Genomic DNA, 12851 nt, shown 5'->3' with positions numbered 1-12851 from the left:
GTTAGGTAAGTTATAGGGATTACACTTAAGCAATCAATAATAAATAGCGACGAAAGGGAAAAGTTAATATTTTCACTCTTTTCGATAAAAAAACAGCAAAAGTTAGAAGTTTTTGCAAATTCTAACAAAAAAGAGCAGTTTATCCGAATATATTAATAATATAGTACATAATTAAATCTTTAAACAAGTCTAGTCGAAGAGTTTTCCAAAAAAAGAGATAGCCCTGAAAGAGCGGTTATCTAACTTATAATACGAGGAGTGTCTGGTATGAAGGGTTCTTTTAATCACAAGTTGAACACAATTAAATGGATTGGAATTATAACAATGACTATTGATCATATCGGTTATTTTTTATTTCCTCAACTCTTGTTTTTTCGTATAATTGGCCGTATAGCTTTCCCGTGCTTTCTTTACAGCACGATAGAAGGAACAAAGCAAACGAGCAATTACCGGGGATACATTTTACGCCTGGTGCTGCTTGGAGTTCTTTCAATGCCTGTAACTCCAAATACTATTAATGTAGTTTTTCTACTTGCTTTATTTTCTTTATCAATGAAGTATAAACAATTTGCTTTATTATTTGGATTTTTAAGTTTATTTGCCGAATACAGTATTTATGGATTCATGTTTGGCTGGAGTATCTATTGGTTAAAAGAAAAAGACTGGTTACAGGGGATTGTGCTTGCTACTTTGGTTCAACTTTTAGTGGGATTATCTTTACAAATATTTTCTCTTCTTTCCCTAGCTCTTTTTATCAGTAAACAAGGTCTCCGGCTACCCAAGCTACCACGCTATTTTTTCTATGCCTATTACCCAATTCACCAACTCGTTCTTATGGTTATAGCCATGTATCTCTCTTCTTGAAAAGCAGTCCGTCAATTTCCACTTTTTCATCAACTGCTAGACTATTCATTTAGAGATATTCCCCATCTCCTCGAATGGATAGCTCTGTAGATGTAATGATGTCTGTTTGGTTAGTATCACGATACTTTACAACGAGACCTCCCGAGGGGGCAATATCCTGAATGAGCGCCTTTCTTTTATTCTCCTTGTTGATTATCCAGAAGTCATTACCAAGGAGAATAGAATGATCACGACAGACAGATAGAAAAGGATCCGAAAGCTGAGAGGTTAAAAAGTCTTTATAATAACGTTCAAAAGAAGTGAAGAAGCGGGCAAGCAGTATATTAGGGTCAACTTCTTTTTTTGTATACTCTTTTATAGAAGTTGCTTTGTTTTGTAATTCTTCTGGAATATCTTTTTGTTCCAGATTAGTATTGATGCCAATGCCTATAATGATTCCTTTTAAGGTGCCACCCCAGAATTCTGTTTCTATTAATATCCCAGCAATCTTTTTTTTATTCAAAATTATGTCATTCGGCCATTTAATTTTCACATCGATCCATTCTTCTAAAGCATCAACGAGAGTGGCAGCAGTTAATTGAGTAAGTAAAGAAATATCCTTGAATTGTGTAGTGGGTTTTAACGCTATAGACATAGAGATACTTTTTCCGACAGGTGACGACCATCCTCTCCCTAATCGTCCTTTCCCAGTCGTTTGTTCGTGAGCAAGGATTACCTCTCCGTTTTCAAGATCAGCAAGATATTCTTTAGCATAATCGTTTGTTGACTTTAGCGAAGGGTGAAGACGTAAATGTCGTCCGATAAATTGGGTGTTCAACAGTTCTTGGATTGCTATTATAGACAGCAAAGAATAGGATAAGCCTATTTCATTGCCATTTGAACAAATCGGGTAGTTATTGATAGCTAATTCGTTTAAAGCCTGTTGAAGCGTTTCTTTTCCAGTTTCAGTCTTTTTAATTAGTCGAGTATAAGTTATCTTTTCCGGATAAGCTAATGAAAGTTCATCAATGATTTCCTGTGATAAAGACATGGATTTCGTTCTCCTTTATATAAAAAAATAGAAAAATAATTTCTAAATGATTTTCAATTTATTTTATTATGCTCTTTATTCTATCAAAAATCGAGACTGTTTTGAGATCAAACTCAATAAGTTGTGACTATTTAGAACTTTAGAATTTGAATTGCTGATAATTATAAAAAAAAGGTGAAATGACCGCGATAGTCTCAGAGTATGAAAATCGCCAAATCTGTGCTATACTTTATGTACGATTGTTAACGAACGGATAACACATAGGTGAAAAAAACTATAAAATAATAAGAGCTGAAAAGCTCATTTAGAGGTGGAAAATAGTGAGTAATATTAAAATTATTCCTCTTGGAGGAGTAAGAGAAAATGGTAAGAATTTGTATGTAGTGGAATCGGGAGAGGACATTTTTGTCCTTGATTGTGGGCTCATATACCCGGAAGACGAACTCTTTGGTATTGATGCTGTCATTCCAGATTTCAGTTATTTAGAAGAAAATAAAGATAGAATAGCGGGTGTCTTTTTGACACACGGCCATGAAGATGCTATCGGAGCATTGCCTTATTTCTTGGATCTATTTGAAGTGCCTGTCTTTGGATCGGAATTGACGATAGAGTTAGCAAAACTGTTTGTAAATAATTCGAATTTAAAACCTTCGTTTGATGACTTTCATGTTATTGATGAGAAAACAGAAATTGATTTTAATGGCACGATCGTTAAGTTTTTCCGTACAACACATACGATCCCGGACTCAATGGGCATTGCTGTGCAGACTGAAGAGGGCAATATTGTCTATACGGGTAACTTTAAATTTGATCAAAGTGCACAAGATATTTACAGAAGCGATTTATCTCAAATATCAGATTTGGGTAAAGAAGGCGTTCTTGCCTTGCTCAGTGATTCAGGGGAAGCTGAAAGTCCTTTTGAAAATGTTTCTGAGAAAAAAGTCCAGGAGGAAGTCTTGGATACTTTCCAAAATACAAGTAGTCGTATAATCGTTGCGGCCGTAGCAAGTAATATTTTACGTGTTCAACAGGTTTTAAATGCAGCATACCATTCTAATCGTAAAGTATTTATAACGGGTAAAAATTTAGAAGCTATTTTAGAAACAGCTTTAAGATTAAATAAACTAACCTTGCCGGATGATAATTTAATTGTGCCGGTAGATAAAATCGACAAATATAACGATGATGAAATTCTTGTATTAGAAACTGGTGCCGCTGGTGAACCAATCAAAACACTTAATCGTATGGCAACCGGTAATCATCCTCAGGTAAATATTAAAGAAGGCGATTTGGTTTTTATTGCAACAAGTCCTTCAACTGCAATGGAAGTTATGGTTGCTAAAACTGAGAACTTGATTTACCGTGCAGAAGCTACAGTTAAGCATATTTCTGATAACATAAAAGCATCTGGACATGCAACGCCTAATGATCTGCAATTAATGATCAATTTACTGAAGCCAACGTATTTTATACCGATTCAAGGGGAATATAGAATGTTAGCTGCTCATGCTAGTTTAGCGCATGAAACAGGTATACCTTATCAAAACATCTTTATTTTAAGCAATGGAGATGTAGTGAGTTATGAAAAAAATAAAATGACTCAAAGTGGTCAAGTCTCTGCTGATAATACCTTGATTGATGGAATCGGCATTGGGGATATAGGAAATATCGTTTTACGAGACAGACGTTTGTTATCAGAAGACGGGATTTTCGTAGCGGTTGTGACAATCGATCGTAAAAAACAAAAAATCGTTTCAAATCCACATATAGTTACTAGAGGATTTGTCTTTGTTAAAGAGAGCCAAGATTTAATAAATGAATCATCGGATATCGTAAAAAATATTGTTAATGAGAACCTGAAGCACAATGATTTTGATTGGGGTTCGATAAAACGCGATATAAGAGAAGCATTAAACAGTCACTTGTTCAAGAAAACAAAAAGACGTCCAATTATCTTACCTGTGATAATGGAAGTAAATCAGAATAGACGTCTTACAAGATAAGCACCTTGTAGAATAATATAATAATACTGTACTAGGGGAGTCAATCAGATTGGCTGAGAGTGAACTAATAGTTTAGACCCTTTGAACCTGTACGTTCACACGTGCGTAGGAAGAGTACTCATTTGAGAAAATATTGAACTATGAGTGTGTCCATGCTCATAGTTCAAACAACCTCTCCTCCCTAGTTCAGTTTGTTACTTAGGAGGAGATTTTTTATGCGAAATAAGAAATTGCGTATATATTTAGAAGGAACTTTATTTGCAACGATAGCTATGGTGCTGTCACTTATCCCTACGGGCATAGGCTCATCTTTTAGTGTTTCTCTAGGGATGATTCCGCTAACCTTTTACGCTATAAGACGAGGACTTATGCCTGGACTCTATGCTGGTTTTTTGTGGGGACTGTTACATTTCGTTACTGGTTCTGTTTATATGTTAAATATTTATCAAGTTATTATAGAGTACACATTGGCCTATGCTTTTGTTGGCATAGCCGGATTTTACAGTAAAGAAATCCTTAAGAATATTTCTTTAAATAATTATAAAATGGTTCAGTTCTATATATTGATTGCTGTATTTACGGGTGCTTTGGGTCGCTATTTTTGGCATTTTATTGCCGGGTGGATATTCTGGGGAGATTACGCTTTGTGGGGGCTAAGTGCATTCTTGTTTTCACTTGTAATGAATGGTTTAAGTATGATAGTGACTGCGTTAGTGACTATGGTAGTTATGTTGATGTTGTATAGAAATTCCCGAATTATTTTTCTTCCTAAAAAAAAATAACATTTGAGTTATTATAATTAGAGAAAACAATAGAGCTGATGTAAAATGAACTAAATAGAGGCATTTAGAAGGAGTCATAAATGAATATTATTTCTACACTTTTTTGGATAGTCATATTCCTTAACTCAATATTAGCTGTGTTTACTGTTTTAAGAGAAAAAGAAAGAGATATTGCAGCGATATGGGCTTGGTTATTAGTTATCACGATGTTGCCGGGGTTTGGATTTATTATTTATTTGTTTTTAGGGCGAAAGATTTCCAAAGAAAAAACATTTGATATTCAATCCCAAGAGAGAATTGGTATGACCCAGTTAGTTGAATCACAAAAAAAATTAATTGAATCAGAAAATTTAGATGTTCCAGAATCATTGTATCAAGATAAAACGTTTGAATTGATTCGTTTATTTTTAGAAAGTAATCAAGCTGTATTAACAAAAGGAAATAAAGTCAAGCTAATCAACGACGGCAAAGAAAAATTTGATCAGATGCTAGAAGATATCAGTCAAGCTGAACATCATATCCATGTCACTTATTACATTTTCAGAGGAGACGAGATAGGGAAAAAACTTGTAAATGCTCTTGAAGAAAGAGCCAAGCATGGGGTTCAAGTGAAAGTGCTCTATGATCCTGTTGGTGCTAGGGTGTTAGGAAAGCATTTCTTTGACCGGTTAAGAGACTATGGCGGTCAGGCAGAAGCTTTTCTCGGTTCACAATTTTTCCTGATCAATTTACGTCTTAATTATAGAAATCACAGAAAAATAGTAGTCATTGATGGAAAAATTGCATATACTGGTGGGTTCAATGTCGGAGACGATTACTTAGGATTATACGAAGAAATGGGCTACTGGCGCGACACTCATCTGAGAATTGAAGGGAACGGGGTACTTACGTTGCAAACACGATTCTTGATGGATTGGAACGCATCGGCAAAGAAGGCAACTGTTGAGTACGATGAGAATTATTTTCCTTTTTCAGTTTATAAAGGCTCCACCGATATGCAGATTGTCTCCAGTGGCCCCGACAATGAAATGCATGCCATTAAAAAAGGTTTCATTAAAATGATAAGTATGGCTAAAGAGTCAGTCTACATTCAAACGCCTTATTTTATTCCAGATGAAGCTTTAATGGAAACGTTAAAGATAGCATTATTATCGGGTATACATGTCAAGCTGATGATTCCTAATAAACCTGATCATCCTTTTATCTATCGTGCGACACTTAGTTATGCTGCAGATCTGCATCATTATGGTGCTGAAGTTTTCATCTATGATAATGGCTTCTTACACTCTAAAACAATCGTTATCGATGGTGAATTATTGTCTGTGGGAACAGCTAATTTTGATATTAGAAGTTTCAAACTTAATTTTGAAGTAAATGCCTTTATCTATGATCGCTCTTTAGCAAAGAAACAGGTTCAACTCTTTGATGAGGACCTGAAGCGTTCATATCTATTAACTCAAGATATTATAGATAACTACTCGAAGTGGGAAGTATTTAAACAGCAGGTTAGTCGCTTGTTTTCTCCCATTTTATAATTCAACTCAAAGACTGGCATTTAGCGCTAGTCTTTTTTTAGTAAAGTGATATAAACTATTTTGGTTTGTTGTTTAACATGAAGATCGGTGAACATGTGTTGCAATAAGAAAGATTGTTTCCTGGAGATATTATAAGTGTATATTCTTTATAGTATTAATTATGATGCGATTTAATAAAACTAAGAGTCCTCTGGTCACTTAGAAAAAACTCTATAGAGAGTTACTCAAAGTGTTTAACCTGAGTATTACTCTCTATAGAGTTTTAGGAATGTGTTTATTGTCTCCTGATATGTCTAATATCTCGTGCATTAATTAAATATGTTATTGACTGTAAGTCAGACTTGATGATAATTTGGGTTGATTTGGGTGAAAAATAAGCTATGCCAGAAAACTCAATAATACTTTCTGATTGAGCCGTAGGATTAACTTGGACAACAATAGGATACCGTTTCTTGACGGCCAGTTTTAAATATGTGGAAATTTGATCTCTAGGCATCTGCGCCTGAACTTTTGCAATCGGTGTAAAGAGTGTTCCGTATCCTTTTTTTATATAATCAACGAGTGAATGTCTATTCGTGGCTAATCTACTCATATTTATCCTCTCCCGAACGTATGTTACCCTTATTATAGCGAACGAACGTACATTCGTCAATAAGTTCAGAATAATTTATTAATAATGTTTCTATTTATTGTGAGAATAAGTATAATATAGAGTGTGGTAAAAAAGGAGTGAGTTAAAAACGTGAATTTTCAAATTATAACTGACTCGGGTAGTGATTTACCGCTAGAGTTAGTGAATCGTTACAACATAGATATTGTCAATTTTATGATCAGAATTGGTGAAGAAGAATTAATTGATGACATGGGAGAAAAGTTTGATAAAAATGCATTTTTCCAACGACTCAAGAATGGTGAAACAGCATCTACCTCTCAAATTAATGTGCACTCATATATAGAAAAGTTCAAATTTTATATCGAGAAAGAAATACCTGTTGTTTATTTAGCTTTTTCTTCAGCTTTGTCAGGAACATTTAATTCAGCGGTTCAGGCTAAAAAGATTCTTGAAGAAGAATACGAAGAAGTCAACATAGATATCATTGATACAAAAGCGGCAAGTCTTGGTCAAGGTCTCCTTGTATATGAAGCCTGTCAAAAGAAACAAGAAGGATACACACGCGAAGAACTCATAGACTGGGTGGAAGACAATAAATTAAATTACCACTCATTGGTAACTGTAGACGATGTAAAACATTTGCAGCGTGGTGGGAGAATTTCAGCTACTACGGCCACCGTCGGATCGTTACTAAATGTAAAACCAATCATTGTTGTAAATACTGAAGGTGAATTAGTTCCCGCTGCAAAAGTCAGAGGCAGAAAGAAAGCTCTAAATTATTTAGTGGATCAAACAATCAAACATTTAACTGAAACAGATAAGCATTCTATTTTCATCGGTCATGTTGGTGTGATCGAAGAAGCTGAATTCATTAAAGAAAAGTTGCTTGAGAGAGCAAATCCCAGAGAAATCATCGTTTCGAGTTACGGGCCTACCATAGCTGCTCACACCGGTTATGGCTCATTATCCGTCTTTAGTTACGGAGATAAAAGAACCGGCTAATTATTTTAAGTCAGTGACTAATATGTAAACCCAAACGCCCGAACTGGTATATTAATTGACACTATATCAGTATATGTGGTATTATTATTAGTGTTCGTAATACAATAAATAATAATTATTATACGGTTGGGCGTTAGCTTTCAAGGATTATTTCTTCTGGGGTGAGAAGAAGCTTGTTAGCTACGTCCATTTTTTTGAAAGGGGGAAGGAAATGAACCGAGAAGCTATAAATTATGTTAAAGAAGCAGAAGCCAGAGTTAATGAACTTCGTGCGAATGCTGAAATCGAGATAAAAGAAATTGAAAAGAAAAAAGAACAAGAAATAAACACTCACAAAGATTTCACAGAACAAGAAATAGCGAATTACCAGAAAGAAAAGTATGATAATCTTGAACAAGTTTTAAGTAAAGATGAAATAGTGATAGATGCAACAGTTCAAGAAGAAACTGTAAAATTCGATGCTGCTTACAAAGGAAAGAAAGATTTGTTAGCCAATCGAATAGCAGAGGAGGTATTGCGTAAATATGGCAATAGCTAAAATGAAAAAATTGACTTTGTTGGCAGAACATGCGCATAAAGAAAAAGTCTTGAAAAGTGTTCAAGAGATGCAGAGTCTTGAAATCATACCACTTGCTGACAAGGTTGAAGAAGATTTGTTAATAGGATTCACTAGAGAAACATCAGATTCGGAAGGAATTAATTACCAGAGTAAATTGTCGGATATTGAATATTCTATTGAATATCTAGATGATTATGTTGCCAAACTTGGATTGATTGAAAAACTTAAGTCTAAACGGGAAGTGTTCTCTTTACCTGAATTAGAGGAACGTGTCGAACAAGCGAATATTGATGCGTTGATTAATCAAGTTTCAGAAAAAGAACAACAATTAAACAAACTTGATGAAGAGTTTAAGGATCTAAAACAAGAAGAACAGTTTTTAAGAAAATGGCGTGGACTTAATTTCATGCCTGATGAAGTGAGTCAGTTTAAATTGATGCATGTATTGATCGGAACGATTGACAAAGAACATGCAGAACCGCTCGTGAATACAATTAAAGAAAATGGCAAGATTTATTATGATGAAGTATTTAGAAGAAGCGATGAAATTGCTTATTTATTCATACTTCCAAAAGATGAACTTAAAGGCTTGAAGGATAGTATCAGTCAATACAGTTTCAGAGAATTAAAATACCGTTATGATGTTTTACCTGAAGATGCTCTATATCGAAATCTTTCAGAACAAAAAGATAAAAGAGATGGCATCAGTAAAAGAAAGAAAGAAATGAATGATTGGAAGTCAGTTTATATAAATCTACAGTTAGCAGAGGAATATTACTACAACTTGTCTGAGAGAAATAAAGCGAAAGATATTTTGATAGATAGTCCGCACTTGTTCTTACTGACAGGGTGGATTGAAGAAGAAAAAATTCAAAACCTTAAAAATAATATCAGTCAAGAAGTGGGAGAAAGCGAAGTCGCTATCTTAACTGATGAAATCAAGTTGGAAGAGTATAAAGAAGTACCAATCGTCTTGAAAAACAATAAACTCGTACAACCTTTTGAAATGATTACACAGATGTTCAGTTATCCACAATATAGTGAAGTTGATCCTACGCCTCTTATGATGCCGTTTTTCATGATATTCTTTGGAATGATGTCTGCCGATATAGGTTACGGATTATTACTCTTTGGAGTAACACTGTTTTCTATGAAAGTATTTAATATTGAGGGGTCTACAGGGAATTTCGTTAAATTCTTACATGTTCTTTCGTATCCGACAATGGCATTCGGTATGTTTTTCGGTAGTTTTTTTGGGATCGAGTTGCCATTTCAAGTGCTGTCACTACAAGAGGATGTCTTAGTGATAATGATAATCTCGGTTGTGATGGGATTAGTCCAATTGCTTTATGGTCTGATTTTAAATGGGATCATAAAAAATCGACAAGGTCAAAGAGCATCCGCATATATTGATGGTTATGCTTGGGCAATGATGCTGGTTGGATTTATCTTATGGGTAGCCGGAGCCTTGCTGATCGATAGTACGTTAATGACACAAATAGGAATTGGTATCGTTGTTCTTAATGCTATTGGTATTCTTGTCTTCAGTGCTATTTCAACACCGAATACTGCGCTTGGAGTGGGCTTAGGTGCTTATAATTTGTATGGTATATCAGGCTACGTTGGGGACATAGTGTCTTACACACGTTTGATGGCCTTAGGCGTAGCCAGTGCAAATATAGCTATGGCCTTTAACATGATAGTAGGATTCTTACCCGTCTATGCCAGATTTACAGTAGGGGTATTAATTATCGTTGCCTTACACACACTTAATATTGCTTTGACGTTCTTGAGTGCGTACGTGCATTCGTCTCGTCTGCAATACGTTGAGTTCTTTGGCAAGTTTTTCGAAGGAGGCGGACGTCCGCTTACCCCATTAAAAACGCTGGAAAAACATATCCGGTTAGACCAGAAAAATTAAGGATTCAATTTTTTTGAATAAAAATAAAAATGTAAATGGAGGAAAAGTATAATGAATAATTTTGAAATGTTTTTTGGTGAAAATCTAGGGTTTGTATTTGGTGCGATTGGTGTTGCTTTAGCAGTTATTTTATCAGGAATGGGTTCTTCAAGAGGTGTTGGATCTGCTGGTGAAGCAGCTGCAGCATTAACAAAAGAACAGCCCGAAAAATTCGGTCGTGCTTTAGTTCTACAAATGTTACCAGCTACACAGGGTCTTTATGGATTTGTTATCGGACTATTAATTATTATTAACTTAACGACAGATTTAGGCACGTCACAAGGTTGGTACTACCTAATAGCTGGATTGCCAGTAGGATTTACAGGTTTAACTTCAGGAACTTTGCAGGGCCGCGTATCAGTAGCTGCCATGCAGATCTTAGCTCAAAAACCGGAACACGTTACTAAAGGTATTATTTACTCAGCGATGGTTGAAACATATGCTATCTTAGGTTTCGTTATTTCCTTGATGATGATTATATTTATCTAATAAAATGAATGAAGGGATTTGAGGTAATACAGTGAGAGCAAATACATGCTTTTAGTATCAACTCAATTCCTTTCTTTCTTTAATTGTAATTGAATAGGAGGGAAATCCAAAAGATGGCTGACTTGAAATTATTAACAGAACGCGTTGTTGAAAAAGAAAGAGCAGCGCTCCGTCAGAAAGTTGAACAAGCTAAAATTGCAGCAGCAGAAGACGTTCTAGCTTCACAAACAGCAGAAGTTGCAAAGAGACAACAACTGAAAGACGATGTTAAAGAAAAAGTTGAGAAAGAATATGTAATTAAAACAAACACGTTAGAAATTAAAAAACGTAATAATATATTATCGGCGAAACAAAATTTGCTGAATAAAATTTTCGTTGATACCAAAGATAAATTAGATACGCTTGATAAAAGCACCTTCCAAACTTTTGTATTGAATGTTTTCCAAAATTTTGAAAACGAAAAAGAAATCACTTTAATTTTTGGTGAAAAGTCCAGAGATTTAATTGATACAGTATGGATCAAAGAAAACGCACCTGAAAATCTAAGTGTTCGTATATCTGATGAAACAATTTCAAAAAAATCAGGTTTAATTGTGGGAAAAGATGACATCGATTATAATTTTGTGTTTGATATACTTGTAGAAGAATTAAAAAGTGATATTTTGTCCGAAATATCAAATGAATTATTTTAGAGAGGGGAATAGTTTTGAAAGATAGTGCATATGGAGCAAGTAATGTTCTCATTCGTATCTATGAAAATGACCTCCTCACTCGAGCTCATTTTGAAAGAATGCTAACATCAGATTCGTTTGGAGAGGCTGTTAATATTTTACGCGAAACACCTTATCGTAATGATGTTGATAGAATTAAAGAAGACAAAAATTATGATTCGATGTTCATGAACGAGTTACATCAGACATATAACGAGATGTTTGAAATTGTTCCGAATAAGGAATTAGTTGAACTTGTTGGATTAAGGTATGCGTATCACAACTTGAAAGTCTTATTCAAAGAAGAAGTAACTGATCAGGATCTAGATCACTTGTTTATTCCTATTGGACGATACCCCATCTCCGAATTACGTCAAGCAGTTCGTCTCGGAGAATCAGAGGTTCTGCCTAAAGCATACGTGGACAGCATAAATGAAGTGAAAACAGATTACGAAGAATATCAAAATGTGCAGTCGGTAGATATTATTTTGGACAGAAGATTTTTTACACACTTGCGTCTTTTAGCTGATGAAACCGTCGAAACTGATATACCGGCATTGATTGAACGTTACATTGATTATAATAATCTTTCAACACTCGTAAGAGGAATGAAACAAAATCGCACACGTAACTTTATGCTGACTGTTTTGTCAAGTTCGGGATCTATTCCTAAAGTAGATTTATTAAATCTAATGGACGAAGATTTAAACTCCGTTGCTCAGTTTTACAAAAAAACGGATTATCGTCAACTTATTGATAAATCAGTGAATGCTGACACTGGGGAATTATCAACAATAAAAGTTGACTATGAAACAGATAATGCTTATATGGAAAAAATGCGTGAAGCACGGTTAAAATCATTTGGCCCGATGCCTGTCGTAGCTTATCTATATGCTAAAGAAATAGAAGTAACAAATTTACGTTTGATCCTCTCGGGTAAAGAAAATGGCTTATCCTCGGATCAAATCAGAGAAAGGATGCGTTTAAACTATGCCGAATAAAATTGGTGTTGTCGGAGACAAAGAATCTGTTTTAGCCTTCAAAATGTTGGGCTTTTCAGTGTCTTTCGCATCTGAAGCTAAAGAAGCTCGACTGATCATTGACAGTATGGCGGATAAAGACTATGGAGTAATATATTTAACTGAACAATTGGCAGAGATGGTTCCAGAAACCATAAAACGCTATGATGCAAAACTGAAACCTGCCATCATTTTGATCCCCAATCATACTGGATCGCGCGGAATCGGTAAGAAACGAATCCAGGATAATGTGGAAAAAGCTGTGGGTCAGAATATCTTATAGGA

At 34.9% G+C, this 12851-nt stretch carries 13 protein-coding genes, 1 riboswitch and 1 other annotated feature; of the genes, 11 read left to right on the top strand and 2 right to left on the bottom strand.

Going from position 1 to position 12851, the window contains the following annotated elements; genetic code table 11:
- Positions 1-267 precede the first annotated feature (267 nt).
- Positions 268-864, top strand: a complete 597-nt coding sequence (locus AX762_RS12225; protein ID WP_071849387.1) for a TraX family protein — start codon at positions 268-270, stop codon at positions 862-864.
- Between the two features lie 49 nt (positions 865-913).
- Here AX762_RS12225 and AX762_RS12220 read toward each other — a convergent pair whose 3' ends face one another.
- Positions 914-1894 carry a biotin--[acetyl-CoA-carboxylase] ligase gene (locus AX762_RS12220; protein ID WP_071849386.1) on the bottom strand — a complete coding sequence of 327 codons (981 nt, stop codon included), beginning with the start codon at positions 1892-1894 and terminating at the stop codon, positions 914-916.
- A 320-nt stretch (positions 1895-2214) separates the two neighbouring features.
- Between AX762_RS12220 and AX762_RS12215 the strand changes: the two genes are divergently transcribed.
- From AX762_RS12215 to cls, 3 genes are all read left to right on the top strand, one after another.
- The gene (locus AX762_RS12215) at positions 2215-3897 is read left to right on the top strand and encodes a ribonuclease J (RefSeq protein WP_071849385.1); all 1683 of its coding nucleotides are present in this window, start codon (positions 2215-2217) and stop codon (positions 3895-3897) included.
- Positions 3898-3920: 23 nt separating this feature from the next.
- A riboswitch (TPP riboswitch) is annotated at positions 3921-4027 on the top strand.
- 85 nt (positions 4028-4112) lie between these two features.
- Positions 4113-4679, top strand: coding sequence for an energy-coupled thiamine transporter ThiT (gene thiT / locus AX762_RS12210; protein ID WP_071849384.1), 567 nt, complete (start codon positions 4113-4115; stop codon positions 4677-4679).
- 80 nt (positions 4680-4759) lie between these two features.
- Entirely contained in the window at positions 4760-6214 is a 1455-nt protein-coding gene (cls, locus tag AX762_RS12205) for a cardiolipin synthase (RefSeq protein WP_071849383.1), read from the top strand.
- A gap of 274 nt (positions 6215-6488) precedes the next feature.
- Here the strand turns inward: cls and AX762_RS12200 are convergent, their stop codons facing one another.
- Positions 6489-6806 (bottom strand): hypothetical protein, encoded by a 318-nt coding sequence (locus AX762_RS12200; RefSeq protein ID WP_071849382.1) that lies wholly within the window; start codon positions 6804-6806, stop codon positions 6489-6491.
- Between the two features lie 150 nt (positions 6807-6956).
- Between AX762_RS12200 and AX762_RS12195 the strand changes: the two genes are divergently transcribed.
- The 7 genes from AX762_RS12195 (at position 6957) to AX762_RS12165 (ending at position 12849) form a co-directional block, all read left to right on the top strand.
- Positions 6957-7829 (top strand): DegV family protein, encoded by an 873-nt coding sequence (locus AX762_RS12195; protein ID WP_071849381.1) that lies wholly within the window; start codon positions 6957-6959, stop codon positions 7827-7829.
- A gap of 124 nt (positions 7830-7953) precedes the next feature.
- Positions 7954-8000: a sequence feature (sodium ion sensor (DUF1646 type); this cis-regulatory element may regulate processes involved in with the transportation of sodium ions), on the top strand.
- A 40-nt stretch (positions 8001-8040) separates the two neighbouring features.
- Positions 8041-8367, top strand: a complete 327-nt coding sequence (locus AX762_RS12190) for a hypothetical protein (protein ID WP_071849380.1) — start codon at positions 8041-8043, stop codon at positions 8365-8367.
- Entirely contained in the window at positions 8354-10309 is a 1956-nt protein-coding gene (locus AX762_RS12185) for a V-type ATP synthase subunit I (protein WP_071849379.1), read from the top strand. The genes AX762_RS12190 and AX762_RS12185 overlap by 14 nt, the downstream gene beginning before the upstream one ends.
- A 51-nt stretch (positions 10310-10360) precedes the next feature.
- A complete protein-coding gene (locus AX762_RS12180) occupies positions 10361-10837 on the top strand; it encodes a V-type ATP synthase subunit K (RefSeq protein ID WP_071849378.1) in 477 nt (158 codons plus the stop codon).
- Positions 10838-10950: 113 nt separating this feature from the next.
- A complete protein-coding gene (locus AX762_RS12175) occupies positions 10951-11529 on the top strand; it encodes a V-type ATP synthase subunit E family protein (protein ID WP_071849377.1) in 579 nt (192 codons plus the stop codon).
- A 14-nt stretch (positions 11530-11543) separates the two neighbouring features.
- Positions 11544-12548: a V-type ATPase subunit gene (locus AX762_RS12170; RefSeq protein WP_071849376.1), complete on the top strand. Its 1005-nt coding sequence runs from the start codon at positions 11544-11546 to the stop codon at positions 12546-12548.
- Positions 12538-12849 carry a V-type ATP synthase subunit F gene (locus AX762_RS12165; RefSeq protein ID WP_071849375.1) on the top strand — a complete coding sequence of 104 codons (312 nt, stop codon included), beginning with the start codon at positions 12538-12540 and terminating at the stop codon, positions 12847-12849. The genes AX762_RS12170 and AX762_RS12165 overlap by 11 nt, the downstream gene beginning before the upstream one ends.
- The last annotated feature ends 2 nt before the right edge of the window (positions 12850-12851 follow it).

This window comes from Alkalibacterium sp. 20, assembly GCF_001885615.1.
GTDB lineage: Bacteria > Bacillota > Bacilli > Lactobacillales > Carnobacteriaceae_A > Alkalibacterium.
The sequence above is the reverse complement of the archived record's forward strand: the minus strand, read 5'-3'. Positions and strand labels throughout refer to the sequence as shown.